This window comes from Halomonas sp. LES1, from assembly GCF_031846005.1.
Taxonomy (GTDB): Bacteria; Pseudomonadota; Gammaproteobacteria; order Pseudomonadales; family Halomonadaceae; genus Halomonas.
Genome location: NZ_JAVRGC010000004.1, coordinates 97,349 through 124,020, shown reverse-complemented (window position 1 = coordinate 124,020; position 26,672 = coordinate 97,349). Strand labels below are relative to the sequence as shown.

The window sequence follows — 26,672 nt, the reverse complement described above, 5'->3', positions numbered from 1 at the left end:
TCACCACGCAGCCAAGCGTCAGGCTCGGATCACCAGGCGATGCAGATGAGGGCCTCCTTACTGTCATCGCCTGGGCCCCGAGAGTATCAAGATACGCCATACCGTTGGCCGCTCCCTGCTAGCGTGTCTCGACACCTGGTTCATATTTCTTGCGCGAACGGCCAGTAGCCTGTGACGGTTTTTCATCGCACAGGACCCCGACATATCGTCCCCTATCACTCACTATGGCGCTGTCAGTCGCCTGCTCCACTGGGCCATGGCGGCGCTCTTCGCCATCCAGTTCATCACCGCCATTGCCCACTTCGCCTTCCCGGATACTGCCCTGGAAGCCGCCGTATGGGGCGCCCACAAGCCGTTGGGGGCGCTGTTGATGGCATTGATCGTGCTTCGTCTGGTGTGGAGCCTGGTGGAGCGGGCGCGGCGGCCGGTGTCCGTCAGCCTGGCCGCCACCCTCGGCCACCGAGCGCTGTATGCCCTGATGGTGGCGGTGCCGCTGGTCGCCCTGCTACGTCAATATGGCTCGGGGCGTGCCTTCGCCCCTTTCGGCATCCCGCTGATGTCAGGCTTCGAGGGCGAAATCGAGTGGATGACGGCCACCGGCAGCCTCTTCCATGGCCTGCTTGGCTGGGTGCTGCTGGCGCTGATTGTCGGCCATGTTGGCATGGTGATCCTGCATCGTCGCCTGGCGGGCGAGGATGTACTGGTTCGCATGCTGCCGCGGCATGGTGTCCGGCGCTGAGGAGCCGATTTGGCTGCTCACCTCACCAGGTGCACGTCGCCACTACACAGGAGGGGGAGGCCGGGTGCCTCCCCCTCCTGTTTTTCCCGCTCCTGGCGTGAGGGAAGGTCGGGTCGACGCCACCTGATCGGTTGACCAGGCGTCGAAATTTGAGCGATCGCTCAAGATGCGTTAGGGTGACTAATGAAACACGGCATAACCATGCATGCGTCTAAATTTGAGCGATCACTCAAATGCATGCAGGTCCCGACGACATGTTGTCGGTTTGCCGCTATTTTTACTGACTCAAGGATTCGCCAAATGACCGAATTTACCCTTCACGACAAGCAAAGCGCACCAGAAGAAAGCCAGAAGCTTCTTGATAACTCCATACAAGCCTTCGGCATGGTCCCGGGCCTGCACGCCGTGATGGCGGAGGCGCCTGGCCTGCTCGATGCTTACCAGCAGCTTCACCAGCTGTTTCTGGACAGCAGCTTCAATGACGAAGAAGTGACCGTGGTATGGCAAACCATCAACGTTGAGCATGCGTGCCACTACTGCGTGCCCGCGCATACCGGCATAGCCAAGAGCATGCAGGTGGACGATGCCATCACGGAGGCCCTGCGCAACGAAACTCCGCTGCCTACGGCACGTCTGGAAGCCCTGCGAGACTTCACGCTTGCAGTGGTGCGCGGGCGCGGAAACGTCGAGGACAGCGACGTTCAGGCATTCCTGGAGATGGGCTTCACCAAGCGTCAGATCCTTGAGGTGGTTCTGGCGGTGGCGCAAAAGGTCATGAGCAATTACACCAACCACCTTGCCGATACACCGCTCGACGAACCCTTCAAGAAGTTCGAGTGGCACAAGGTCAGCTGAGATAGGGAGACGACGTGAATAATCTGACAGCAGTCGATGAAGGCAGTTACGTCGACGAGGTAGTGGAAAGCCACAAGCCCGTACTGATCAAGTTCTGGGCGCCGTGGTGTGCACCCTGCAAGATGCTCGACCCGGTAATCGAATCCATCGCCGAGGAGCGCAGGGAGACCCTCAAGGTGGTGACCCTCAATGTCGATGAAGCGCCGGTGCTGGCTGCCCAGAATGGCGTGCGGGGCCTGCCTACCGTGACCCTCTACAGGGAAGGGGAAAAGCTCGAGTCACTCAGTGGAGTGCAACCCAAGGAGAGCCTGGACGCCCTGTTGGATCGCAACATCCGAGGCTAGGCGCCTGGGTATCGAGAGGCGCTATGTGGCCCGTTGAGGAGATCGCCTCAACGGGCCACGTCTTTACCGCTCAGTGAGCAGAGGAGCGCAGCGCTTCCAGAGAGGATGCCATGTCGTCGGCCAGAGCATGTACGGCTGCACTATCGACATCGCGCTGGGCGAAGGAGCGCAGCCCCATCACCTCGGCCTGTAACCGTCGGCCAAGCCGGGTGGGGTCGAGCTCCTCGTCCAGCTCTCCTGTCTGCTGGGCCTTTGCGAAGCTGTCGATAAAGCGCCCCTCCATCGTCGTCAGTAGCGCCTCTGCCTTCTCCCGGGCGTCCTTCTCTCGCTCCCCCAGTTCCAGCAGGCTCTTGACCAGCATGCAGGCCCGGCTGGGTACCGTTTGATCGCGTAGTCCTCCAAGCTGGCGCAAATAGGCAGCCAGTCCGGCTAGCGGTGACTCGTGAGCCGCCAGGGTGCGCTCAAGCTCAATCAGTGCCAGGTGGGCATAGCGCTCCAGCGCTTCCTGGAATAGCTGACCCTTGCTGCCGAAAGTGGCATAGATACTCCCGGGGTGCATCTCCAGCGCCCGCTCGAGATCCTTGAGTGAGGTGTCATGAAACCCCTTGTGCCAAAATAGCTGCAAGGCACGTTCCAGAGACTCTTGCCGGTTATGTTGTGTAACTCGGGACATGATGCCGGTCCATGATTTAAGCGCTTCACCCCTTGAGGATAAAGCTTGAGTGATCGCTCAATGCTATCCTTTCGGCCCTGCCAGCGTCCAGCCGTCGCCATTCGGCGCTGGCCGTCAATGAAAGCAGAAAAGTGCCTCCTTCATGGCTGATTAAGCGGCTTGTCACGATGCTCGATCGCACCGGTTTTGTCTCGAGGGGCGGTGAAGGCATGGCACTTTTCTATGCATTGACTGCTTCCATGCATTGGCTGCGACCAAAAAAGAGATGATGTGGCCTGCATCATCTTCCCGCTCGCAATCGCTATCCGGTGGCCCCCATGGGCCGGGTCCTCTCCGTGCAAGCCTGACTCGTCTGCCGGGACGCACCTGCAGTTGGGCGAACGTCGCGATTTCCTATCACCGAGCATGTGGTAGGTTGGCCGGTGATGCGCCCCCTATCGGCGCCACCTTCCAAGGATTACGGAGCGCCAGGCATGGCCAAGCCCTTTCTACTCTTACCGCGCTACCGCGTGCTGCTGGCCGGGCTGTTCAGCCAGCTGCTATGTGTGGGCGTGGCGCGTTTCGCCTATACCCCGCTGCTGCCGGTGATGCAGCAGCAGACCTGGCTGAGTGACGCCCAGGGAGGCTGGCTGGCCGCTCTCAACTACGCCGGTTATATGCTCGGGGCACTGACTGCGGCCTCCATCAGCAGCATCCGGCTCAAGGATACGCTCTATCGCCTCACCCTGGTGCTGGCGCTGCTCTCCACCGCCGGCATGGCGCTGGCCGACAGCTTCTGGCTATGGGCGACGATGCGCCTGGTGGCCGGCTTCTCCAGCAGCGGCGCCATGCTGCTCGCCTCGGGGCTGATCCTGCACTGGTTGATCAGCCATCGGCAGCGTGGCGAGCTCGGCATCCACTTCGCTGGAGTCGGCCTGGGCATGCTGCTGGCGGCCCTGACGGTCGAGCTGATGCTGCGGCTCTCGTTCGACTGGCAGGCCCAGTGGTGGGGCTTCGCCGCCCTGGCCGTGGCGCTGCTGATCCCCGCCTGGTGCTGGCTGCCGAGACCCGCGAAGCCGGCATCGGGCAGCGGGGGAGAGCAGCGCCGGGTCCAGCCGCCCAGCCGTACCTTCATGCGGCTGATGCTGGCCGCCTACTTCTGTGCCGGCTACGGCTATGTGATCAGCGCGACCTTTATCGTCGCCATCGTCGAACGTGAGCCGCTGCTGGCCGGGGCCGGCAACTGGACCTTCGCTCTGGTGGGCCTGGCGGCGGCGCCCGCGGTAATGCTGTGGGATCTGATCGCGCGCTGGATCGGCTATCTCGGCGCGCTGATCGCCGCCATGGGCCTGCAGGTGGTGGGGATCGTGCTGCCGGCGGTGACCGACAACCTGGCGGGGGTGCTGGCGAGTGCGCTGCTCTACGGCGGCACCTTCCTGGGCTGTGTCAGCCTGGTGCTGACCATGGCCGGCCGGCTCTACCCACAAAGCCCGGCGCGCATGATGGGGCGCATGACACTGGCCTACGGTGCCGCCCAGATCATCGCCCCGGCGCTGACCGGCATGCTCGCCGAGGCCACCGGCCACTACGACACCGGCCTGTGGCTGGCGGGTGGCTTCGTCGCCCTGGGTGCGGTGCTGCTGGTGTGGCTGCGCGGGGTGGACCAGACCGCCCAACGGCTGGATGCCGAGGCCAAGGCTGTGGCCTAGTGCACCGTTGGGCGATTCGCTTACCTCAGTCGTCGATGCCGAGCATCACACCCGAGGCCTTGATGACCACCTGAACCTCGCTGCCCACGGCGATGCCGAGCTCCTCGATGGCGTCGCTGGTGACCATCGACTGGATCACGTTCGTCCGCCTACCGCTCCAATCTCTCTGTGAGCCGAGCTTTTGAAGTGCGGCCAAGCCAGTCTCATTCTCCGAATTTCACCACGCCGGGAATAAAGTCTCGGACTCGTGCCGTCTCTATGGTCATGGGCAGCGCACTATCATCATCGGGAGCAGAGCGGGATGCGGTTTCTGGGTCATTTTTCGTCGCGAGAGAGGCGCTATCGACGCCTGGTGCAGCCGCATGTGGCGCACCTGGTGCACATTGCCCTGCAGCGCACGGGCGATGCTGCCCTGGCCGAGGATCTGGTGCAGGAGTGCTGCATCGCAGGGTGGGAGAAGCTCGAGGGGCTACGCTCGGCGGCGGCGTCGCGGCCCTGGCTGGTGCGCATCCTGCTGCGCCAGATCGCCGATCATCACCGCACACGGGCGCGCCGTCAGGTGCTGCTTCCGATCACCGATCTCGAGGAGGCGCACTGGCAGGCCATCGCCGGCGAGACGCCGGGGCCCTTCGAGCAGGCCGTGGCGGCCCAGGCAGACGACCGGGTGGCGGACCTGCTGCGCCGGCTGCCGGATGACTTCGCCATCGTCGTCGAGCTGCATGACCTGATGGGATATCGCTACCGGGAGATCGCCGAGACGCTGGCGCTGCCGCTGGGCACGGTCACCAGCCGGCTGGCTCGAGGGCGGCGCCTGCTCGGTGCGCTGCTGGCCGAGTCGGCGGAGCATGCCGGTCGCCAGACCACCGCCGGCAGGGAGGGGAAACGCCATGAGTGATCACGATCGTGGGGCTCACGATGCCTGGCTGGAGCGGGTGGCGCCCTACCTGGATGATGAGCTGGGTGAGTCGGCGCGTCAGGCCATGGCGGATCACTTGACCGAATGTGCCCTGTGCCGGGAGGAGCTGGCCCGGCAATCGGCGGTGAAGCGGCGCCTGGCCGGGCTAGCCGCTGGCGAGCGGACGGCCGCGGCCGCCGAGCAACGCCTGCGTGGGCGACTGGTGCCGCCGGCCACACGTCGCGCGGCTCGTCCGCTGTGGGGTTGGCTGGGCTGGGGGTTGGCGGCGGTCCAGGCCTGCGCGCTTGCGATGATGCTGGGGCTGCCGGCCTGGCAGGAGCGTCAGGGGGTGCCGATGGTGCGCGACGCCGTAGCGGATTTCCGCCAGCTCTCGACCGGCGCGCTGCCGCACCAGGCGTCCGCGGATATCGCGGCTCTCTCGCGTACGCTTTCGCTGCCCCTGGAGCCGCTCGGCGGGCCCGGGGTGGAATTCCTCGGAGCCTGGCCGACCGCGCTGCAGGGGCAGCCGGCGGCGGCGCTGGCCTACCGGGTCGAGGCGCGCACCGTGGTCCAGTACGTGGTCAGCGGCCCGCTGTTCTTCAATCGGGCCAGCGTGCGCGAGGCGATCGCCCGGCAGGGCCGCTACGTCGCCCACCTGGGCGACCAGGCAGTGGTGGGCTGGCCGGGCGACAACGCCGGCTCGCTGGTGGTGGGCGAGTTGCCTCCCGCCGAACTGGAGCGGCTGCGGCTGTGACGGGCCAGCGCCGCTGTTCTATGCATCTTGTTCCCAAGCAAAGGAGTGTTATCCCATGCCGATTCGTCATTCCCTGATCGCCGCGGCCCTGACGCTGGGCCTGGTTGGTAGTGCGGTCGCGGCCGAGGCGCCGCGCCTCGAGGTCTCGGCGCAGGCGCCCGGTAGCCGCGTCACGGTGGAGGCGGTGAGCCTTGCCGAGGACGGTTTCGTGGTGGTCCATGCCAGCGATGCCGAGGGCAAGATCGTGGCGCCAGCCTCCATCGGCCATGTCGCCGTGGCCGGCGGTGAGCATACGGCCGTCGAAGTGCCGCTGGAGCGCGAGGTGGCCGCCGGCGAGCGGCTCTACGTGATGCTTCACCGGGATACCGGCACGCCCGGCGAGTATGCCTTCGGCCCCGGCTCGGTGGACGTCGACCCGCCGCTGGTCGTCGACGGCAAGCCGGTGGTGCGGTCCGTGGCGGTGCAGTAAGTCCCTGGCCGGGCACTGCCCCGGCCTTCTTTATTCCCCAGCAAGCGCTGTGCGCGGCCCGTCTCGACGACGAGCGCGAGCGTGTCTGGCCAGACACGAGAGACGACGATGAAATACCCGATGCTTCCCTGGATGACGGCCTGCCTGCTCGGCGGGACCGCGACGCTGGCCGCGGCGCAGGAGACGACCGATGGCGCCGCGCTCTACGACCGGCATTGCGCCGCCTGCCACCAGCCGAGCGGCGAGGGAGTAAGCGGCGTCTTCCCACCTCACAAGGGCCATGTCGGCGGGCTCTACGCCGCCGAGGGCGAGCCGGACGGGCGCACCTACCTGGCCCAGGTGCTGCACCATGGCCTGACCGGGCCGATCGTCGTCGATGGCGTCGCCTATGACGGCAATATGCCGGCCTGGGGCGGGGCGCTCAGCGATGCCCAGATCGCCGAGGTGCTCAACTACATGCTGACCGGGCTCGATCCTGCGGCCGCGCCCGAGAACTTCCGCCCCTACCGCGCCGAGGAGATCGCCGCCCTGGGCGAGGAGGCGCTGAGCGGCCGCGACGTGCATCGGCTGCGTCGGGAGCTGGCGGGCTTTGCCGAGACCACCCCGGCAGCCGAGGCCGGCGCAGATGCGGCAGCACCGCAGACGGCAGCGAGCGAGGCGACCTTCCCCGAGCCCGCCTATGTGGCGGTGCAGAACAGCAGCATCATCCAGTCGCTGCCCGCCGGAGCGGCCTGGCCGGAGGTGCCCGGGGCCCACTACGATGCCCTGAGCCCGGACGGCACGCGGCTGCTGGTCTCAGGCTTCAAGACCGGCGATGTCTACGTGATGGATGCGCGTAGCGGCGAGCTCACCGCGACGCTGCCGATCGGCGAGGTGGCCCAGGGCGTGAAGATCGCCCCCGACGGGTGCCATGGCCTGGCCGTGGCCCCGGGGCAGGGCATCGTGGCGGTGATCGATCTCGACGCCGGCGAGCTGATCAAGACGATCCCGGTCGGCAAGGAGCCGCATAACGCCGTGTTCACCGCCGACGGCAGCCGGGCCTATGTGACCCTGCAAGGTGGTGGCGCCATTGCCGTGATCGACATGGCGAGCCTGGAGAAGGTCGACGAGATCCCCACGCCGGGGCTCGATACTCCGCACAACCTCGATCTTTCCGAAGACAGCCGGCGGCTGTGGATCCGCGACTTCGTGGGCCAGGTCGGGGTGCTTGATCTTGAGAGCCGCACCCTGGTCGAGACCTTCGCCGTCGGCAACGGCCATGGCGGCATCGACGTGGTGCCCGGCGGGCGCTATGTGGCCACCGGCGCCATCGCCGACTCCACGGTCACCGTCATCGACGCCCAGGCCATGACGATCGCCGCCGAGGTGGAGGTCGGTACCGGGCCCCACGGGGTGCGGGCCAGCCGGGACGGCCGCTATCTCTACGCCTCGATCACAGGCGACAATACCCTCGCGGTGATCGATACCGAGACCCTCGAGGTGGTGCAGCAGGTGCCGGTCGACGGGGCCTTCCCGTTCTGGATCGCCGTACCGGGCAATCCCTGAGCCCAGCCCAGGCAGACAGGAAGCCCCATCGCCGAGTGCGATGGGGCAGTCGGGGGTCGGCCAGAGGTACGCAGCCAAGGGCTCGACGTTGGGCTGATCACGCTGCCCTGCTGACTACGCGGAGTGGATCGGATCAGATGGCTCAACGGCCTGATGTCGAAGCCAAGGCGCCCGCCTAGCGTGAGAGGCGTATCGCGAACCTATGCCATACTGGTTGAGTATTCTTAACTTGATGGAAGTGAGGTGAGCGATGGGTTTATCAAAGACTAACTGGGTGAAAATGCTGTCGTTGGGCGCCGTGATGGCGGCAACGTCCGCTCAGGCCGGCATGCTGGAGGAGCGGATTGAGGAGGGTGACACGATTCGTCTGGGTTTCGCCGCGGCACCGCCCTGGGCCTATGCCGGTGATGATGGCTCACCCCAGGGGTTTGTCAACGGGATTGCCGTCGATGTGTTGGAGCGCATGGGCCACACCAATATCGAACCCGTGCTGACCGACTGGGCCAGCCTGATTCCCAGCCTGAAAGCCGGTCGTGTCGATATGGTGACCGGGGGGATGTATGTGGTCAAAGCGCGCTGCGAAAACATGGATTTCTCAGATCCAATCGGTGCCTTTGGGGATACCTTCGTCGTGCCCAGCGGCAACCCCAAGAACCTCGAAACCTACCAGGATCTGATCGATCAGGACCTGACCATGGTGGCACCCTCCGGCTACAACACGCTGGCGGATGCCGAGAGTGCCGGCGTTCCCGAAAGCAGCATCACGGAAGTGCCGGGCACCACGGAAGCCCTGGCGGCACTGCGCACCGGACGGACCGATGCGGTTGCCATTAACGTGTTGGAAGCCAAGCACGCCGCCGATATGGACGATAGCTTTGATATTACCGACCCGGAGCTGTTTGTGGGGCGTGAAAAGCAGGTGGTCGGCATTGGCTTCCGCCCGGAGGATTCGGCATTTCGCGAGGCATTCAACGACGCGCTGGAGGAGTACATGGGCTCAGAGGAAATGATGGCAACCGTCACCCCGGATAACTACCTTGAAGCCTTCCTGCCCGGCGAACTGACCACGGAAGACGCCTGCCAGTCCGACTAAGCTCTTGTTCAATGAGTCGCTGTTGGATCAGTTAGCTTCTAGGACCGCGCTCAGGAACTGCTGAGTGCGCTCCTTCTGGGGGTTGTCCAGCAGCACGCCGGGCGCCCCCTGCTCCTCGATCTGTCCACCATAGAAGAAACACACCCGATCCGAGATATCCCGAGCAAAGCCGATCTGGTGGGTCACCATCAGCATAGTCAGGCTGTGCTGGTCGACCAGGCTGCGGATGACACCGGTAACCTCGCTGATGACTTCCGGATCCAGGGCGGAGGTCACCTCATCGAACAGCATGACCTTGGGCCGCATGGCCAGCGCTCGAGCAATGGCGACGCGCTGCTGCTGCCCGCCGGAAAGTCGTGAGGGGTGCTGGTCGCTCTTGTGCGCCATGCCCACCATCTCCAGAAGTTCCAGCGCGCGCTCCTCGGCCTCCTTCTTCGGTATGCCGAGCACCTGTACCGGCCCCTCCATGCAGTTTTCGAGCGCAGTCATGTGCGGGAAGAGATTGAAATGCTGGAAGCACATGCCGATCTTGCCGCGCATCCGACGCATATGAGCGGCATTGGCACGCACCAATTGGCCGTTCTGCTCCATATGGGTCAGGGGCTCGCCATCGACATAGATCACGCCGCTGTCGATCTTCTCCAGCGTCATCAGCATGCGCAGCACGGTGGTTTTCCCCGAGCCCGAGGGGCCGATGATGGTGACCATTTCGCCCTCGGCGACATCCAGGTTCAGGCCGTCGAGCACGGTCAACTGCCCGTACCGCTTGGTCACGTTCTGAAAGCGCACCATGGGCACATTATCGCCTTCCAACTTCAGCGGGTATTGGCTGGGGTCATCGTTCATTTGGTCAGTCCCATTTTACGGCGCAGCGCGGTCTCGAATCGGCGGATAAGCCAGGCGGTCGGCAACGATATGGCCAGAAAGATGAGGCCGACAAGGGTATAGGGTTCCAGATAGCGGAAGTTGTCGGCACCGATGGAGTTGGCCGTGTGCATCAGTTCGGCCACTCCGATAACGGAGAGCATCGGGGTGTCCTTGAAGATCCCGACCAGGTAGTTGCCCATGCCCGCCAGTGCAGGGGGAAGGGCCTGGGGAATGATGATGCGGCGATAGGTCTGCATCGTAGACAGGTTGATGGCTCGCGCCGCCTCCCACTGCCCCTTGGGGACGTTCTCGATGCCGCCGCGGTATACCTCGGAAAGATAGGCGGCGTAATGCAGGCCGATGGCGATCAGGCCGGCCGTCCAGGGCGACAGACGCAGGCCGAACTGGGGGCCCACGTAATAGATGAAGAAGATCTGCAGTAGCAGTGGCGTTGAGCGAATAAACTCCACCAGCTCGCGTACGATAAAGGTCAGCGCGCGGTAGGGGGTGCGCTGGGCGAGCACGAACACCAGGCCCAGTACCACCGCCACGATATAGCCGCCGCCTGCCGCGATCAGTGTATTGCCCGCGGCGGCGATCAGGCGGGGCAGGATCTCCCAGGTGAAGTCCATTTTCCAGTCAAGCATGATTTAAGATCGTCCGATCTTGCGCGCCATGACCCGCTCCAGCCAGCGCATGACGGGCGTCACCATAAAGCGCGCAAAAATATAGTAGATGATGAGTGCCGTGCCGAACGCCTGAGCCGATAGGTAGGTGTTGTTATTGATCTGACGGGTTTCAAACATCAGGTCGGCGACCGAGATAAGGGCCACCAGAGCGGTACCCTTGAGAATCTCGACCATCAGGTTGCCCCAGGGGGGAAGGATGGTGACCAGGGCCTGAGGCAGGATGATCCGTCGCATGCGCTGGGCGGGTGTCATGTTCAGCGCCAGGGCGGCTTCCCATTGCCCCTGGGGAACGGACTGAATCGCGCCACGCACCAGCTCCGCACCGTAGGCCCCATAGCACAGCCCGACGGTGACAAACCCCGCCGTGAACTTCTCCATGGTGAAACCGAACAGTGGTAGAACGAAGTAGAACCAGTAGAGCTGGACGAGGAGGGAGGTGCCGCGGAATATCTCGATATAGCCGATGGCGATGGCGCGCACGGGTTTCGAGTGCGCCATCTTCATCAACCCCGAGACAAGCGCGGCGGCGGTGGCCACCAGAACCGCCAGACCGAATTGCCCCAGGGTGGTGAGAGTGCCATCGATGAAGCGGTCGCTATAGGTCGCAAGGAATTCGAGGTAGGGCATTAGCGTGATGCGCCACTGTGTCAGGATATCGCGCCATTATGGCACAGGGTCGACGCTACCTGTCGTGCCCTATCAACGCTCTTCCTTGCTCCGGGCATTGCTTGCCGCCGTGGATTAATCGATGCCGAGCATCACATCCGAGGCCTTGATGACCACCTGAACCTCGCTGCCCACGGTGATGCCGAGCTCCTCGATGGCGTCGCTGGTGATCATCGACTTGATGGTGTTGCCGCCGCCGATATCGACGCGGACCTGGCTGTTGACCGGGCCTTCCTTCACTTCCAGCACGGTGCCCTTGATCACGTTGCGTGCGCTGATTTTCATCCTTGAGTCTCCTCGAGTGTGGTGGGTCAGGGGCATTGGCCCCTGTCAGGCGGCGTGCCCTCGGCGCGCCTGCGCACAAGATGCCGGCGCAGGCGCTCGCTGGCAAGTCCTATACCCAGGCCGACCAGTGCGCTACCAAACAGGGTTGCCACGGCGGTGGCGGCGATTACCGATCGACAGTCGGGACGGGCGTCGAACAGCCGCTTGCTCAATGCCAGCTCGAGCCCGGCAAAGGCCAGCAGGGCGCCAACCACCGGCGTGGGAATCGCCGCCAACCAGGCGATCACGGCGCTACCCTGCAGCGCGGCCAAAGCGCAGGCCGCCGCCATGGTCAGCGGAGCGATCAGGCTACGGGCGCCGAAGCGATAGTGGGCGGCCATGCCACCGGCACCGTGGCACATCGGCATGGCCCCCAGCGGCGTCAGCACCAGGTTGAGCAGCCCGCTGGAGGCTGCCAGGCGACGTTCACTGATGCGCGGCGCGGCGGCCGGAAACAGCGAGCGCGACACGGCGGTGGCCACCACCACGGCATTGAGCAGCGTCAGCGGCAGCTGGGCCAGGAGCCCGCCCGCCACCGATGAGAGCGAGATGCCGTCGCCCACCGGCGTCGAATGCATGGTCTCGGGCAGCGTGCCAGCGGGCATCAGCCAGATGGCGACGATAACCACGACCAGCGCCCAGGGGCCCCGTGGCCAACGCTAGGACAGGCCCAGGGCGGCCACGGCCGGCAGTGCCAGCCACCAGCCTGCGGCCATCATCTCGAACGCGAGTGCCATCAGCATCAGGCCCAGGCCGGCCTGCAGGCCGACCGTCACGGACTGGGGCAGCGCCCGGGCCGCACGGCCAAGATAGGGAGTGGCGGCCAGCGCCAGCAGTACCAGGCCAAGCGTGGCGCCGGCCAGGGCCGTTTCACCGGCGGTGAGGCCGCCGACAAGTATCATCGCGCCCAGCGCCTTCATCGGTTGCACGGCGATGGGCGCGCGGTAGAGCAGGGCCACCAGCAGATAGCCGATGGCGAGGCCGACAAACACCGGCCGCGGCGACAGCACACCCAGGGCAGTCGCCGCGATCACATAGGGCAGCAGCGTGCCCAGGTCGCCGAAGGCGCCGGAAATGTCGCCGCTTAGCGCCGCCAGGGTCTGCCGGCGAGGTCGCCATGGGGTAAAGGAAGACATACTCTCCACTGTAGCGCCTTGGCGCAGGAACAGAACCCAGGCGGCCTGTTCGATACCGCCGTCGCCATATCAGTTGCCACAGTAATCACCACCCCAGGAGTGCCCCGACCATGGCTGAACGCGTGATCCTGACCACCTCATCGCACCTCGAGGGCTACCGAGTCACCGAGCATATCGACATCGTCTCCGCCGAATGCGTGTTCGGCATGAACGTTCTCAAGGACATGTTCGCCGGCTTCCGCGACTTCTTCGGCGGGCGCAACAAGTCGTCTCAGAACGCGCTGCGCGATGCCAGAAAGACCTGCCTGGATGAGCTGCGAAAGGAGGCGGAATCCGTGGGCGCCAATGCGGTCATCGGCATCGACCTCGATTACAGCGAGATCTCCGGCGGCGGCAAGTCGATGCTGTTTCTGGTCGCGACCGGCACCGCGGTGAAGGTCGCTAAGGGGTGAGGCGGTCGTCGTAGTGGTCTTGGGCAGTAACGAGCCGTATACCACGGGGCGCGGCAGGATGCGGGGGAGCAGGATTACCAGGCGTCTAATAGGTTGGTCTAATACCGGGATACTGGCCTAACAGAGCTAGGGGTGTTTAGGTGTAACTTTATGTATATAAAGTCAGGTAATAGTCATGGATGACTTCTCTCCTTCCGATTTAAAAACCATCCTGCACTCCAAGCGTGCCAATCTCTATTACCTCCAGCACTGCCGAGTGCTGGTCAAAGGTGGGCGTGTCGAGTACGTCACCGATGAGGGACGCCAGTCGAAGTACTGGAATATTCCCATCGCCAACACGACTTCGCTGTTGCTGGGCACCGGCACCTCGATCACCCAGGCGGCGATGCGCGAATTGGCCAAGGCCGGGGTATTAGTCGGCTTCTGCGGTGGTGGTGGTACACCGCTTTTTGCTGCCAATGAAGTCGATGTGGACGTCGCCTGGCTGACGCCCCAGAGCGAATACCGTCCTACCGAGTATCTTCAGCACTGGGTGCACTTCTGGTTCGATGACGGTCGGCGCCTTGAGGCCGCAAAGCGCTTTCAGCAGGCGCGATTGGCGCGCATCAGACACCAATGGCTCGATAGCCGCTCCTTGAAGGAGGCCGGCTTTGCGATTTCTCCGGAGCGTTTGACCGCCGTGCTGGCACAGCACGGCCAGGCCATCGCCCAGGCGCCCAGCACCGTGGATCTCTTGACCCTGGAAGCGCGGCTGACCAAGACGCTGTTCAAGCTGGCCGCCCAGGCCGTGGGCTACGGCGACTTTACCCGCGCCAAGCGCGCCACCGGCACTGACCCTGCCAACCGTTTTCTCGACTTCGGCAACTACCTGGCCTACGGTCTCGGCGCTACGGCGACCTGGGTACTGGGTATTCCGCACGGCTTGGCGGTTCTGCATGGCAAGACGCGGCGAGGTGGTCTGGTCTTCGATGTGGCCGATCTGGTCAAGGATGCGATCATTCTGCCCCAGGCGTTTCTCTCCGCCATGCGTGGCGACGAGGAGCAGACGTTTCGCCAGGCCTGCATCGAACAGCTGACCCGTACCGAAGCCCTCGACTTCATGATCGATACCCTGAAGGCAGTCGCCACCGAGTTGGGGAGCGAGGCGCCATGAATGTGTTGATCGTCTCCCAGTGCAACAAGAACGCCCTCAAGGAAACCCGGCGGATTCTCGATCAGTTCGCCGAGCGGCGCGGCGAGCGCACCTGGCAGACCGCGATCACCCAGGCGGGGCTGGACACGCTGCGCAAGCTGCTTAGAAAAACCGCGCGCAAGAACAGCGCCGTGGCCTGTCACTGGATTCGTGGCCATGATCACAGCGAGCTGGTGTGGATCGTCGGTGATGCCAGCCGCTTCAACTTGCAGGGTGCCACGCCCACCAACACTACTCGACGCAATATCCTGCGTGCCGAGGATGAGAATGACTGGCACAGCGGCGAGGACATCAAGCTGCTGGCCAGCCTGGCGGCCCTGCTGCACGACCTGGGCAAGGCCTCCGAGGCATTTCAGCAGAGACTTGTGGGCAAGCGGCAAGGCCGGAACCTCTATCGTCATGAGTGGTTGTCGTTGCGGTTATTTCAGGCGTTTGTCGGCAGCGATGACGATGCCGGCTGGCTCCAACGCCTGATCGAGCCACCAGCAGATTTCGTCGCCAGTTGGACACGGGACTTACAGCGTGACGGCCTGGATGCCGAGAGTGCCACTCCTTTTCAGCAGCTCCCGCCGCTGGCCCAAGCGATTGGCTGGCTGTTATTGAGCCACCACCGCTTGCCATTGAAGCCTGGGAATAACCCCGAGCGGTTGGGTGGCCGGTTAACCGGCCTGACGGCGGACGCCTTACGCGAGCTGCCGGAGCTCCTGACGCATCAGTGGAATGAGGCCTGTACCGAAACCGATGACCAAGCGCAGAAGCCCTACTGGCAGCTGGCCGGCAAGCTGCCGGTGGCCACGATCAAGTGGCAGCAGCAGGCGGCAGATATAGCGGAAGGGCTGCTCAAACGCCTGCCACATTATGCCGAACCTCCGCTGGATAATGGCTATGTGATGCATCTGGCTCGATTGTGTTTGATGCTGGCGGATCATTACTATTCCAGTCTGCATGACCCCACGCATAGCGACTGGGTGCGAGGTGATTCGGACTATACGCTCTATGCCAACACGTTACGCAAGACCGGTGAGCTCAGTCAGAAGCTCGATGCGCACCTGTTGGGAGTGGCGCGCTTCAGCAAGCAAAACGCCCGTCACCTCGCCACTCTGAACGATCAGCTGCCCCGGCTGGCGCGCCACAAGGGCTTCCGCAAGCGCAGTGAAAACAAGCGCTTCCGCTGGCAGGATCGCGCCTTCGATCTGGCGGAAGGGCTGCGGGCCGCATCTCGCGAGCAGGGGTTCTTCGGCACCAATATGGCCTCCACCGGCTGCGGCAAGACGCTGGCTAACGGGCGCATTCTCTATGCCCTGGCCGACCCCGAGAAGGGCGCACGCTTCTCGATCGCTCTGGGGCTGCGCACCTTGACCCTGCAGACCGGGCGCGACTACCGCCGCCAGATGCACCTGGGCGAGGATGAGCTGGCGATTCGGGTGGGCGGCAGCGCCAGCCGTGCCTTATTCGAGCACTATGAGGCGCAAGCGGAGCAGACCGGCTCGGCGTCAGCTCAGGAGCTACTCTCGGACGATTCCCATGTGCTGTTCGAGGGCAACTTCTCCGAGCACCCCATTCTCCGGCGCGTCGCGCACGATCCCGCGGTCAAGAGCCTGCTTGCCGCGCCCATTCTCACCTGTACCGTGGATCACCTGATGCCCGCCACCGAAAGCACCCGAGGCGGCGGGCAGATCGCGCCCATGCTGCGGCTGATGACATCCGATCTGGTGCTCGACGAGATCGACGACTTCGATATCAGTGACTTGCCGGCGCTCACGCGGTTGGTGAACTGGGCGGGGCTGCTGGGATCTCGGGTGCTACTCTCCTCTGCCACGCTGCCCCCGGCGCTGGTGGCCGGGCTCTTTGATGCCTATCTTGCGGGGCGCGCCATCTATCAGCGCAATCGCGGTGAGTCCGGCCAGCGCGCGCCTGCGGTGTGCTGCGCCTGGTTCGATGAAAATGGCACGCTAGACGAGCCTTGCTGCGATCGCGCCAGCTTTGAAGCCGCGCATCGTCAGTTCGTCCAGCAGCGTCACCTGCGTCTGGCCAAGGACACGGTGCGCCGCCGGGCCAGAGTGGCGGACTGGATACCGCAATCTCGCCAGTCGGACGCCCTTCGCCACGAGTTGGCGGAGCATCTACGCGACCATGCTTTAGAGCTGCACCGCCAGAACGGTACCGCGCTGGAGAGCGGTAAACGGGTCTCCTTTGGCCTGATCCGCATGGCCAACATCGCTCCCCTGGTGGCGGTTGCACAGGCGCTCTACCGGCTTGGCGCGCCGGAACATGTCCAGATCCATCTGTGCGTGTATCACTCCCAGTATCCGCTGCTGATGCGCTCGGCCATCGAGCGTCAGCTGGATCAAACCCTGCAGCGCAAGTCTCCCGAAGCCGTGTTCGTGCTGCCGGAGATCCGGCGATGCCTGGAGAGTTCTGACGCGGAGGAGCAGCTATTTATCGTGCTGGGCTCGCCGGTCACCGAAGTCGGACGCGATCACGACTACGACTGGGCCATCGTTGAGCCTTCGTCGATGCGCTCGCTGATTCAGCTGGCCGGCCGGGTGCGTCGCCACCGCCCGGAGCCATGGGAAACGCCCAACATCCTGCTGCTCAACCATAATCTGAAAGCCCTTGAGCACCCCGATGGGCGACGGCCGGTATTTACCCGCCCCGGTTTCGAGACCGAGGCGTACCGGCTGCATAGCCATGCACTGGCAGAAGTGCTGACGGCGGAGCAGCGGGACGTGATCGACGCCCGCCCGCGCATCCTGCCCCGCGACTCACTGGCGCCACACCACAATCTGGTCGATCTGGAGCATACGCGTCTGGAAGCGACGATGATCGTGCCCGACGCGGCCGACACTCAGGCCATGCCGGTTCTCAGTGAGGACGAACTGGCAAAGCTCTCCAAGCGCAAGCGGCAGCAATATCTGGCTGCCAGAGATGAGCCCGCGCCTGCCCCGAAACTAGGCGCTTACAGCTGGTTCGCAATGCCACGCCTGCCGCTGACCGGGGTGATGTGCCAGTGGCGGCCGTTTCGTGACAGCACCGATAAAGAGGACGAGCTGGTGCTGCTGCCTGACGAGAGCGGCGAGCGGACGTGCCTGCATCGCGTTCACAAGGAGCGCCCGCGAGACCCGGAGTTGCTGGTGCCCTGCGAAGCAAGTCTCCAGCACATCGAGCTGCAATATGGCCCGCGCATTCAATCCTGGGGACCAAGGGACTACCTCGAGACACTGGCCGAGCTGGCCGAAGCCCAAGAGATGGAGCTGGAGCGCTGTGCCCGGAAGTTTGGTCGGCTGACGCTGCGTGCCTTGAAAGACGACGGGCAGTGGCAATTCCACCCGGCGCTAGGTTTTTCAAAGCACTAAGTAATAAGGAGGTGGCATGGAAGAAAATCTTGAAGGTAGGGCTGGGAAAATTCGCCAAGTAATGCAGGCGTTTATCGATGATCGCCTAGCCGGTAAGCTCGAAAAGCTGGCGGCTGATGATCCTAAGCGCGAAGCGCTTATCGAGCAGTTTGCGTTCGAAAGCTGGGTTGGTGATGCCGCTCGCCGGGTCAGTCAGCTGCAGGTGGTTACTCATGCCCTGAAGGCCACACACCCAGATGCCAAGGGCTCCAGTCGCTATGTGGAACCCGCCTCACTGCCTGAGCTTTCTCTGGTTGGCAGTCATTTCTTGCCCAGCGACTTCAGCGGCGATGTGGTGGGCAACGCCGCCGCACTGGATGTTTACAAATTTCTCAAGCTCCAGCATGAAGGCAAGTCGCTGTTGGAGTTAGCGCTTAATGGAGATGCCGCATTCAGCGCAGCGCTAAGCGATAACCCCAAGCAGGCCAAGGAGTGGGCCGAGGCCTTTGCGGGAATTACTCAGCCCAAGGGAAATGAAGCCTCGCACTCATTGGCCAAGCAACTGTACTGGATGGTCGGTGATGATCCCACCGAAGGTGCGGACTTTCATCTGTTGGCACCGCTTTACGCCACTTCGCTTGCCCATCAAGTATTCCAGCGCATCAACGCCGATCGCTTCGGTGAAGTCGCCAAGGAGGCCCGACAGGCGCGCCGTCATAACAAGCCGTCCGAGGAGGGGTACAGCGACTATCCCAATCTGGCCGTGCAGAAGCTGGGTGGCACCAAGCCGCAAAATATTTCTCAGCTAAATAGCGAGCGAGGCGGCAACAATTACCTGCTGGCTTCGTTGCCACCCAAGTGGAAAAGCCAAGGCGTCAAGCCGCCTTTGCACACAGAGACCGCCTTCAAGCGCTTTGGCCGTCGGCGCGAGGTGCGCTGGCTAGCCCAGGGGCTGGTGCGATTTCTCAAGACAGATCCGCCTGAAAATCGCCACACCCGCAACCGGGTGGATGGCTATATTGCTGCGCTGATCGATGAACTAGTGCTGTTCGCCAGCGAGTTTCAGGTGCTGGAGCCGGGATGGTCAGCCGTCTCGGCATGTCGTCTGCCGCTGGAGCAGCAGCTATGGCTCGACCCCTGGCGCGCTGAAGAAGACGTTGAGTTTGCCCAGCAGCGTGAGCAGGGCGAATGGTCTGTGGCTATTCGTGCAGCCTTTGCCCGCTGGCTCAACGGCTGGCTGAAACCGCTGGGCGTGAGCGATGACGAGCACCGTGAGTGGCTGGCGCGCATTCAGCGTCAGCTGGATATCCTGCAAGAGGAGCTGCCCCATGGGTAATGCCGACCCTAAGGCCTTGCTGGTGCTGCCGCATCTGCGCATCCAGAACGCCAATGCTATTTCCAGCCCGCTGACCTGGGGCTTTCCCGCGATGAGCGCCTTTGTCGGCTTTATGCATGCACTGGAGCGCCGGCTGCCTGAATCCCTGGACTTGCAGTTCAACGCTATGGGTGTGATCTGCCACGACTACGAGACCCAGACCCAGCCAGGCTATGTGAAATCCTTCCACTTGACCCGCAACCCGGTGGGTAAGGATGGTAAAACTGCCGCCATCGTCGAGGAAGGGCGCATGCACCTTGATGTGTCCTTGGTGCTCGGTGTGGACGGCAAGAGCATTAACGATGTCGATGCCGCGCAGGCTGTGATGGACATCGTCGCCAGCATGCGGATCGCCGGTGGTAGCGTGATGCCGCCGCTGCCCGGTAAGCGGCGCTATCAGCCGGAGTTGAAGGTTCTGGGGGATGATCCAGGCGATAGGCAAAAGACATTTCATCGGCTCAAACGCCGCTGGCTACCGGGGTTCGCCCTGGTGCTGCGTGACGACCTGCTGCAGGAGCATCACCAGGAACGGCAACAAGCCCAGCCGGACACCACCTTACTGGATAGCTGGCTGGATCTGTCGCGCCTGAACTGGGAGTGCCACCAGACCATCACCGAGGATGAAAACGACAAGGAGACGAACGAGGTCGAGTGGCGGGTGCGCAAAAAGCCAGGCTGGCTGGTACCGCTACCCGTGGGCTACGGCGCGCTGACTGACGTTTTCGAGGCGGGAGAGGTCGCCAGTGCTCGAGATGACAGCACACCCTTTTGCTTCGTCGAAAGCCTGTACTCCATTGGGCAGTGGCGTAGCCCGCATCATTTGCAGTCGCCTCGCGACCTGCTCTGGTACGTGGACAACAACTTGGAACAAGGCCTGTACCGGCTGAATAACGATTATCAAGCGCACTGAGCGCGCCTAACGCAAGGAGCTTTGTCATGGCCAAGAACGAGTCACTCAAAACCGCCTCCGTCCTCGCTTTCGAGCGCAAGCTCGACCCGTCCGATGCGCTGATGTATGCAGGACAATGGGAGCAACGCGAAAGCGCTGATACCTGGCAGCCCATTACCATTCGCGAAAAGTCGGTACGTGGCACCATTTCCAACCGGCTAAAGACCAAGGACCAGGATCCCGCCAAGCTGGACGCCGCGATCGAGAATCCCAACCTGCAGACCGTGGACGTGGCCACGCTGCCGCATGATGCCGATACACTGATGACTCGCTTTACCTTGCGTGTGCTGGGCGGCGCCGGTAAGCCTTCAGCCTGCAATAATGCTGACTATCAGGAAAAACTCAGTGCCACGGTGAAAGGCTATATCGCCACCCATGGCTTTACCGAGCTGGCAAAGCGTTATGCGCACAATCTGGCCAACGGGCGCTTTCTCTGGCGCAACCGCATGGGCGCCGAGGCCGTTGAGGTGCGTATCCGGCTGCTCGAGCAGGGCAGCGCCGTCAGCGAGTGGACCTTCGATGCCTTGGCGCTTTCGCTGCGTGATTTTACGCCTGATGATGCAATCAAGGCTGATCTGGAAGAACTGGCCGGTCATATCAGCAACGGCCTGAGCGGCGAGCGCTATGTGCTGCTTGAAGTCGTGGCGTATGCCCGCGTGGGCTCGGGGCAGGAGGTCTTCCCTTCACAGGAGCTAATTCTGGATCGTGGCCGCGGCGACAAGAGCAAGACGCTTTACCAGGTAGAGGGTGTGGCCGGCATCCACTCTCAGAAACTGGGTAATGCCATCCGCACCATCGATACCTGGTATCCGCAGGAAGCAGGCGGTGACCTTGGCCCCATCGCGGTCGAACCCTATGGGTCGGTGACCACTGAGGGTAAGGCCTATCGCCAGCCCAAGCAGAAAGTCGATTTCTACAACCTGCTCGATAACTGGCTGCTCAAGGATCAGGTGCCCTCTACTGAACAGCAGCACTTTGTCATGGCCACACTGATTCGCGGTGGCGTCTTCGGCGATGCGGGGTAAATCATGGATCACTATCTCGACATTCGTTTGCGACCCGACCCGGACTTCCCGCCTGCGTTGCTGATGGGAGCACTCTACAGCAAGCTGCATCGAGCCCTTGTTGATCTGGAAGCCAATGATATCGGCGTCAGCTTTCCAGATCACAAGTTGGGCGTGCGCGCACGCACGCCTGGCGATCGGCTTCGGCTGCATGGTCGAGGAGCGCGGCTCGAGCAGCTGATGGCGAATGCGTGGCTGACTGGTATGCGTGATCATGTAAGTCTGCAGGCTATTCAAGGCGTGCCGGTTGTGGTGCAGCACAGAGTTGTTCGGCGTCGTCAGTTCAATACTGGAAGCCTCAGCCGGGCGAAGCGCTATGCCCAGCGGCACGACATAGAAATCGAAGAGGCGCAGCGCCTGATGGAGACGCCTGCCGCACGGCAGATCACCTTGCCATTTGTGCAGGTCAGTAGCCGGTCGAGTGGACAGCGTTTCGCGCTATTCATCGAGCATGGACAGCCACAGTCGCAGCCCGTCGCCGGTCGGTTCAATCATTACGGGCTCAGCAGCGAAGCCACCGTGCCCTGGTTCTGACCCTTTTTCAGGATCTCTCTGAAGGGCTATGAAAATCAAGTGGTTATCAACGCCTCTCTAAAAAGGAAGGCGTTGCCCTATTAGGGTATTGCTCTTTAACAATCAATTGCTTACCTTTAATCTGCTGTAGTGCGCTGCCGCCCAGGCAGCTCAGAAACTGGGCTCGGCGTTGCTACTCCGCGCAACAATGTGCGCTGCCGCCCAGGCAGCTCAGAAATGCCCGATGTCGAGCGAGGCGCCTGCGGTGGCGTGCGCTGCCGCCCAGGCAGCTCAGAAAGTCACGCTGGTGGCGATCAGCCAGGCGGTCGAGTGCGCTGCCGCCCAGGCAGCTCAGAAATGCTACGTGGTATCGTCACCGTTCGGCTATCCGTGCGCTGCCGCCCAGGCAGCTCAGAAAAGCGGCAGTGCGGCCAGCCAGGTCAAGGATGCGTGCGCTGCCGCCCAGGCAGCTCAGAAATTAGATGCCGGCGAAGCCGTCCAGGTACTCGAGTGCGCTGCCGCCCAGGCAGCTCAGAAATGCGCAGTCGGTACACGCATTCCCACCTCGTCGTGCGCTGCCGCCCAGGCAGCTCAGAAAAGAGAGTAGCGGTCTATCACGCTGGCGAGCGTGTGCGCTGCCGCCCAGGCAGCTCAGAAAGAGATGGAAGCGGTGTTCATCAACGTCCTGCAGTGCGCTGCCGCCCAGGCAGCTCAGAAAATCGCCGCCGCCGTCAAGCCGCTACAAGAGCAGTGCGCTGCCGCCCAGGCAGCTCAGAAAAGAGTTCACCACGGGTTCTTCTGAGTCTAGCAGTGCGCTGCCGCCCAGGCAGCTCAGAAAGCCACCAGGCTGGCGGACCCATCGGACAGACCGTGCGCTGCCGCCCAGGCAGCTCAGAAATTGTGAGGCGATGGGGAAGCGCAAGGAGGGTGGTGCGCTGCCGCCCAGGCAGCTCAGAAAACGCTTCACTCAACCCGCCAGATGCGGACGCCGTGCGCTGCCGCCCAGGCAGCTCAGAAAACATGCTCGAACTCACTATCATCGCCGTTAAGGTGCGCTGCCGCCCAGGCAGCTCAGAAACATGAGCTTGGTCTGACCGACCGGGCGCCTACGTGCGCTGCCGCCCAGGCAGCTCAGAAATCTGGCGTCTCACCACGTCTAATCCGATCCTTGTGCGCTGCCGCCCAGGCAGCTCAGAAATATGGCACATCCTGATTACAAACCTCCTGAGCGTGCGCTGCCGCCCAGGCAGCTCAGAAATGGATAGAGTATGGGGTCTGGCCCCTGCTGCTGTGCGCTGCCGCCCAGGCAGCTCAGAAAAGCGGGACACGACGCCGGAGAGCGTCGCCGCAGTGCGCTGCCGCCCAGGCAGCTCAGAAATGGCGCTTCCTCCAGGCGCAGCACGATGCGCGGTGCGCTGCCGCCCAGGCAGCTCAGAAAACGGTCAGCAGCGCATTAACTATCGTCATGATGTGCGCTGCCGCCCAGGCAGCTCAGAAAGAGCTGAGTATCGAGATCGTCGAGACCATCGAGTGCGCTGCCGCCCAGGCAGCTCAGAAAAACAGAGAGCCACCAGGGGAGCTGAGAGAGGAGTGCGCTGCCGCCCAGGCAGCTCAGAAAAAGTGATCAACGAGCATCGAGAGCAAGGCAAGGTGCGCTGCCGCCCAGGCAGCTCAGAAATAATCGGTCTAACAAAAACGGTAATTTGATTTGTGCGCTGCCGCCCAGGCAGCTCAGAAATTCTTCGGGATATCGACGTCGCCCTCGAGGCCGTGCGCTGCCGCCCAGGCAGCTCAGAAAACTTGGGAGCGGTGGAAGCCGACCAGTCTGCCGTGCGCTGCCGCCCAGGCAGCTCAGAAAACGCGTAGCAGGCCGGCGCCGTTGCTGGTCAGGTGCGCTGCCGCCCAGGCAGCTCAGAAAACGCGTAGCAGGCCGGCGCCGTTGCTGGTCAGGTGCGCTGCCGCCCAGGCAGCTCAGAAAGTGTATCTCGAAGAGTACACGCTTGTTCTCCCGTGCGCTGCCGCCCAGGCAGCTCAGAAAACCACCACCGCCCAGGGCATGGTCGAGAAAGCGTGCGCTGCCGCCCAGGCAGCTCAGAAATAGAAGCCTATATCGGTGGTGCGAGCGATATCGTGCGCTGCCGCCCAGGCAGCTCAGAAATGAGTCGCCGCCAGGGTGCTCGTTGGCCCCTTGTGCGCTGCCGCCCAGGCAGCTCAGAAATGACCAAAGAAGCACTCCAGCACCTCGAGCAAGTTCGCTGCCGCCCAGGCAGCTCAGAAAAGTTGGCGAGTCCGCGACTTGTTCTTGACCGTGTTCGCTGCCGCCCAGGCAGCTCAGAAATACCGCAAGCATAGCGTGGGGCATGTCACCGAGTTCGCTGCCGCCCAGGCAGCTCAGAAAAACCCCATCACCCTGAGCATCGTCGACACCACGTTCGCTGCCGCCCAGGCAGCTCAGAAAACCGCGACCAGGCCGAGCCCGCCATCAAGGCCGTTCGCTGCCGCCCAGGCAGCTCAGAAATGACCTCCTTGTAGGTTGTGGCTGGTCAGGATGTGCGCTGCCGCCCAGGCAGCTCAGAAACTCAGTTCGACTACATGACGGCCGAGGATCAGGTTCGCTGCCGCTGAGGCAGCCTAATAAAGTCGCTGCAAGTGAAGGGGGGAGCCTTATCGCCGATAAATCCGGCTCCCACAATAGCCTAATACCAGCAGACGCGGAGGTGTTTTGACCGAGCTCGCCCCGATGGCCTGCTATGAGGCCTGACGCCCGCAGGGGCGAAGGTTGTCTGTCACCTTATAGACACCGCAAGATGCCGTAGCCGGACTATGGGCTCAGATTTAACAACAGCTAGTTGCCCGGCGGCATTACCACCCACTCTGGCTCCTCGAACTCGCCGATCACGTGGATCTCGCAGAAGGGTGCAGCGCTCTTGATGATCTCCTTCACCTTGGGCGCAGGCTGAGCCTCCATGGCGTCGCGGCTGGCCTTGCTGTCCCAGTGGGCGATGGCGATCAGAGTCTTGGGATCGTCGATCTTGCGATGTAGCTCGGTGCCCAGGGCGCCGGGGGCCTGCTGGATCAACTCGCTGGCGCGCACCCAGGCGTCGGCGTACTCCTCGGCGGTGTGACCGTCGCGGATCTTCACTTCGAAGAGGTACTTCACGGTGTCTCCTCCCATCGGGTGTCGTGTCGGCCTACCTTGAGGGACTCCAGTGCCGTTCGACCGGTTCACTGTTGTCACCCACTAGGCCTATTTCCGAGACCGGACAGTGTCGCATGGTATTCCCGCTTCGCTCATCAACCCGGAGACACCGTCGCATTGAGCTTGCCACGGCTCGAGGCGGTGCCGTCGGCTTCAGAGTATTCGATGTTTTCACGCCCGCTGGGGCGCCAGTGCCTGGGTGTGCAGGGCGTTCCCGGCCGCATCCATCAGGGTGACGGTGAGGACCTCGCTCTCGCCGTCGAGATCCACCTGGCCGAAGAACTGGTAACCGGCGGAGGGTGGCAGGTTGGACAGCCCCTCCGGTGGTGCCTTCTGGAACACCACCTCGGGGCCGAAGGTGCCATCCAGCTCGCCGGGCCCGAAGGTGCCGGCGTGGAGAGGACCGCTGACAAACTCCCAGAAGGGGGCGAACTCCTTGAAGCTGGCGCGTTCGGGTGAGTAGTGGTGGGCGGCGGTGTAGTGCACATCGGCGGTGAGCCACACCACGTTGTGAATGGCTTCATCGCGGATGGCGCGCAGCAGCTCGGCGATCTCCATCTCACGCCCCAGTGGCTCTCCATGGTGATCGTTGGCGATGGCCTCGAAGTGCTCGCCGTCGCGCACGATCAGCCCGATCGGCATATCGGCGGCGATGATCTTCCAGGTGGCGGTGGAGCGGCGTAGGCCCTCGAGCAGCCAGCGCAGCTGATCCTGCCCCAGGAAGTTGGCTGCCTCACCCTCTGCCTGCCGGTTGTGGCTGTTGGCCGCGCGGTAGGTGCGCATGTCGAGCATGAAGACCTCGAGGCTGGGGCCATAGGCGAAGCGTCGATGGATCCTGCCGGGTGACTCGGGCAGTTGGCGCAGCGGCATGTACTCGAAGAAGGCACGCCGCGCGCGAGCCGCCAGCAGGCTGGCGTTCTTCTCGGTGTAGCGGTCGTCGTCGAGGAGTTCGCCCGGGTACCAGTTGTTGGTGGTCTCGTGGTCGTCCCACTGGGCGAGCATGGGGACCTCGGCGTTGAACTGGCGAACGTTGGCGTCCATCAGGTTGTAGGCGTACTGGCCGCGGAACTCCTGCAGCGTTTCGGCCACCTTGAGCTTCTCTGGCGTGATCAGGTTGCGCCAGGTCTCGCCGTTGGCGAGCGTCACGCTCTCCTTGAGCGGGCCATCCGCGTAGACGGTGTCGCCGGAGTGGATAAAGAAGTCGGGACGCTGACGACGCATGGTGGCGTAGGTGGTCATGCCGCCGCGCGATTCGTCGATGCCCCAGCCCTGGCCGACGGTGTCGCCGGACCACACGAAGCGCACGTCGCGGGGGGTGGCGGGCGGTAGGCGCAGCCGGCCGCTGATCGGTTCACTGATGGCACGATGATCGTCGAGGGCGGCGAAGCGGACACGGTAGTGAGCGGTCTCCATGCCGCCAAGGCCGGTGACGTCGAGCTTGGCGGTGAGGTCGGTGGCAGGCAGGACCTCGGGCCCCATCAATTGACGAGCGTGACGGAACTCGGGGTTGTCGGCGACTTCCACCAGCATGCGTGCGGGCCGGTCGGCGCGTGCCCAGAGCATGGCGCGGTCGTGGCGCATGTCGCCGCTCATCACGCCGTAGGGCAGTATCGGGCGGCGGCCCTGGGCCAGCACAATGGAGGGGGCGGCCAGGCAGGTACCGAGGGTGGTGCCTGCCTTGAGACCGAGCTTGAGGGCATCACGACGCGTGACGTTCATAAGGAGCTCCGAGGATGATGAAGGCTGCCACCGCATCATCCGTTGTGGTGATGACATCCTCTTGTCGGTGCTATGACATTTAGACTTCCTTGTTAAGTCATTGATGATTCCACGCCGGGCCGTCAGGATAACGGCCT

The 26,672-nt window shown here is 63.3% G+C and carries 26 protein-coding genes and 1 CRISPR repeat array; of the genes, 16 read left to right on the top strand and 10 right to left on the bottom strand.

What is annotated here, in order from left to right; genetic code table 11:
• Positions 1-184: 184 nt before the first annotated feature.
• From RM463_RS10905 to trxA, 3 genes are all read left to right on the top strand, one after another.
• Complete coding sequence (locus RM463_RS10905) at positions 185-739, top strand: cytochrome b (protein ID WP_311430141.1); 555 nt, start codon at positions 185-187, stop codon at positions 737-739.
• 300 nt (positions 740-1,039) lie between these two features.
• On the top strand, positions 1,040-1,594 hold the full coding sequence (locus RM463_RS10900; protein ID WP_195689510.1) for a carboxymuconolactone decarboxylase family protein: 555 nt from the start codon (positions 1,040-1,042) through the stop codon (positions 1,592-1,594).
• Between the two features lie 14 nt (positions 1,595-1,608).
• Positions 1,609-1,938 carry a thioredoxin gene (trxA, locus tag RM463_RS10895; RefSeq protein WP_195689509.1) on the top strand — a complete coding sequence of 110 codons (330 nt, stop codon included), beginning with the start codon at positions 1,609-1,611 and terminating at the stop codon, positions 1,936-1,938.
• Between the two features lie 70 nt (positions 1,939-2,008).
• On the opposite strand, the gene RM463_RS10890 is transcribed toward trxA, so the two are convergent.
• On the bottom strand, positions 2,009-2,563 hold the full coding sequence (locus RM463_RS10890; RefSeq protein WP_311430031.1) for a helix-turn-helix domain-containing protein: 555 nt from the start codon (positions 2,561-2,563) through the stop codon (positions 2,009-2,011).
• 521 nt (positions 2,564-3,084) lie between these two features.
• Between RM463_RS10890 and RM463_RS10885 the strand changes: the two genes are divergently transcribed.
• Positions 3,085-4,299, top strand: coding sequence for a YbfB/YjiJ family MFS transporter (locus RM463_RS10885; protein WP_311430030.1), 1,215 nt, complete (start codon positions 3,085-3,087; stop codon positions 4,297-4,299).
• A 25-nt stretch (positions 4,300-4,324) separates the two neighbouring features.
• Here the strand turns inward: RM463_RS10885 and RM463_RS10880 are convergent, their stop codons facing one another.
• A complete protein-coding gene (locus RM463_RS10880; protein WP_311430029.1) occupies positions 4,325-4,438 on the bottom strand; it encodes a TOBE domain-containing protein in 114 nt (37 codons plus the stop codon).
• Positions 4,439-4,600: 162 nt separating this feature from the next.
• On the opposite strand from RM463_RS10880, the gene RM463_RS10875 reads away from it, so the two are divergent.
• From RM463_RS10875 to RM463_RS10855, 5 genes are all read left to right on the top strand, one after another.
• The gene (locus RM463_RS10875) at positions 4,601-5,194 is read left to right on the top strand and encodes a sigma-70 family RNA polymerase sigma factor (RefSeq protein ID WP_311430028.1); all 594 of its coding nucleotides are present in this window, start codon (positions 4,601-4,603) and stop codon (positions 5,192-5,194) included.
• The gene (locus RM463_RS10870; protein WP_311430027.1) at positions 5,187-5,948 is read left to right on the top strand and encodes a zf-HC2 domain-containing protein; all 762 of its coding nucleotides are present in this window, start codon (positions 5,187-5,189) and stop codon (positions 5,946-5,948) included. The genes RM463_RS10875 and RM463_RS10870 overlap by 8 nt, the downstream gene beginning before the upstream one ends.
• A 55-nt stretch (positions 5,949-6,003) precedes the next feature.
• Entirely contained in the window at positions 6,004-6,417 is a 414-nt protein-coding gene (locus RM463_RS10865) for a hypothetical protein (protein WP_311430026.1), read from the top strand.
• A gap of 108 nt (positions 6,418-6,525) precedes the next feature.
• A complete protein-coding gene (locus RM463_RS10860) occupies positions 6,526-7,962 on the top strand; it encodes a cytochrome D1 domain-containing protein (RefSeq protein ID WP_311430025.1) in 1,437 nt (478 codons plus the stop codon).
• Between the two features lie 280 nt (positions 7,963-8,242).
• Positions 8,243-9,055 carry a transporter substrate-binding domain-containing protein gene (locus RM463_RS10855; RefSeq protein ID WP_311430140.1) on the top strand — a complete coding sequence of 271 codons (813 nt, stop codon included), beginning with the start codon at positions 8,243-8,245 and terminating at the stop codon, positions 9,053-9,055.
• A 27-nt stretch (positions 9,056-9,082) separates the two neighbouring features.
• On the opposite strand, the gene ehuA is transcribed toward RM463_RS10855, so the two are convergent.
• From ehuA to RM463_RS10825, 6 genes are all read right to left on the bottom strand, one after another.
• Complete coding sequence (ehuA, locus tag RM463_RS10850; protein WP_409228647.1) at positions 9,083-9,853, bottom strand: ectoine/hydroxyectoine ABC transporter ATP-binding protein EhuA; 771 nt, start codon at positions 9,851-9,853, stop codon at positions 9,083-9,085.
• Positions 9,854-9,897: 44 nt separating this feature from the next.
• A complete protein-coding gene (ehuD, locus tag RM463_RS10845) occupies positions 9,898-10,569 on the bottom strand; it encodes an ectoine/hydroxyectoine ABC transporter permease subunit EhuD (protein WP_311430024.1) in 672 nt (223 codons plus the stop codon).
• A gap of 3 nt (positions 10,570-10,572) precedes the next feature.
• On the bottom strand, positions 10,573-11,238 hold the full coding sequence (gene ehuC / locus RM463_RS10840) for an ectoine/hydroxyectoine ABC transporter permease subunit EhuC (protein ID WP_311430023.1): 666 nt from the start codon (positions 11,236-11,238) through the stop codon (positions 10,573-10,575).
• Between the two features lie 114 nt (positions 11,239-11,352).
• Entirely contained in the window at positions 11,353-11,562 is a 210-nt protein-coding gene (locus RM463_RS10835; RefSeq protein ID WP_311430022.1) for a TOBE domain-containing protein, read from the bottom strand.
• A 26-nt stretch (positions 11,563-11,588) separates the two neighbouring features.
• The gene (locus RM463_RS10830; protein ID WP_311430021.1) at positions 11,589-12,230 is read right to left on the bottom strand and encodes a putative sulfate/molybdate transporter; all 642 of its coding nucleotides are present in this window, start codon (positions 12,228-12,230) and stop codon (positions 11,589-11,591) included.
• Between the two features lie 30 nt (positions 12,231-12,260).
• Entirely contained in the window at positions 12,261-12,737 is a 477-nt protein-coding gene (locus tag RM463_RS10825) for a putative sulfate/molybdate transporter (protein ID WP_311430020.1), read from the bottom strand.
• A 110-nt stretch (positions 12,738-12,847) separates the two neighbouring features.
• Here RM463_RS10825 and RM463_RS10820 point away from each other — a divergent pair, with 110 nt between their 5' ends.
• The 7 genes from RM463_RS10820 (at position 12,848) to cas6f (ending at position 21,638) form a co-directional block, all read left to right on the top strand.
• Complete coding sequence (locus tag RM463_RS10820) at positions 12,848-13,189, top strand: YbjQ family protein (RefSeq protein WP_195689504.1); 342 nt, start codon at positions 12,848-12,850, stop codon at positions 13,187-13,189.
• Between the two features lie 175 nt (positions 13,190-13,364).
• Entirely contained in the window at positions 13,365-14,342 is a 978-nt protein-coding gene (gene cas1f / locus RM463_RS10815) for a type I-F CRISPR-associated endonuclease Cas1f (protein ID WP_311430019.1), read from the top strand.
• Complete coding sequence (gene cas3f, locus RM463_RS10810) at positions 14,339-17,737, top strand: type I-F CRISPR-associated helicase Cas3f (protein ID WP_311430018.1); 3,399 nt, start codon at positions 14,339-14,341, stop codon at positions 17,735-17,737. The genes cas1f and cas3f overlap by 4 nt, the downstream gene beginning before the upstream one ends.
• Positions 17,738-17,753: 16 nt before the next feature.
• Positions 17,754-19,052 carry a type I-F CRISPR-associated protein Csy1 gene (gene csy1, locus RM463_RS10805; protein ID WP_311430017.1) on the top strand — a complete coding sequence of 433 codons (1,299 nt, stop codon included), beginning with the start codon at positions 17,754-17,756 and terminating at the stop codon, positions 19,050-19,052.
• Complete coding sequence (csy2, locus tag RM463_RS10800) at positions 19,045-20,001, top strand: type I-F CRISPR-associated protein Csy2 (RefSeq protein ID WP_311430016.1); 957 nt, start codon at positions 19,045-19,047, stop codon at positions 19,999-20,001. Before csy1 ends, csy2 begins: the two co-directional genes overlap by 8 nt.
• A gap of 26 nt (positions 20,002-20,027) precedes the next feature.
• Complete coding sequence (gene csy3, locus RM463_RS10795; protein ID WP_311430015.1) at positions 20,028-21,065, top strand: type I-F CRISPR-associated protein Csy3; 1,038 nt, start codon at positions 20,028-20,030, stop codon at positions 21,063-21,065.
• Positions 21,066-21,068: 3 nt separating this feature from the next.
• Entirely contained in the window at positions 21,069-21,638 is a 570-nt protein-coding gene (cas6f, locus tag RM463_RS10790) for a type I-F CRISPR-associated endoribonuclease Cas6/Csy4 (protein ID WP_311430014.1), read from the top strand.
• 129 nt (positions 21,639-21,767) lie between these two features.
• Positions 21,768-24,195: direct repeats of the CRISPR family, unit length 28 nt; unit sequence GTGCGCTGCCGCCCAGGCAGCTCAGAAA.
• A gap of 267 nt (positions 24,196-24,462) precedes the next feature.
• Here the strand turns inward: cas6f and RM463_RS10785 are convergent.
• Together RM463_RS10785 and RM463_RS10780 are read right to left on the bottom strand one after the other, a co-directional pair.
• A complete protein-coding gene (locus tag RM463_RS10785) occupies positions 24,463-24,777 on the bottom strand; it encodes an antibiotic biosynthesis monooxygenase family protein (RefSeq protein ID WP_311430013.1) in 315 nt (104 codons plus the stop codon).
• A gap of 210 nt (positions 24,778-24,987) precedes the next feature.
• Positions 24,988-26,535 carry an alkaline phosphatase D family protein gene (locus RM463_RS10780; protein WP_311430012.1) on the bottom strand — a complete coding sequence of 516 codons (1,548 nt, stop codon included), beginning with the start codon at positions 26,533-26,535 and terminating at the stop codon, positions 24,988-24,990.
• Positions 26,536-26,672: the final 137 nt, after the last annotated feature.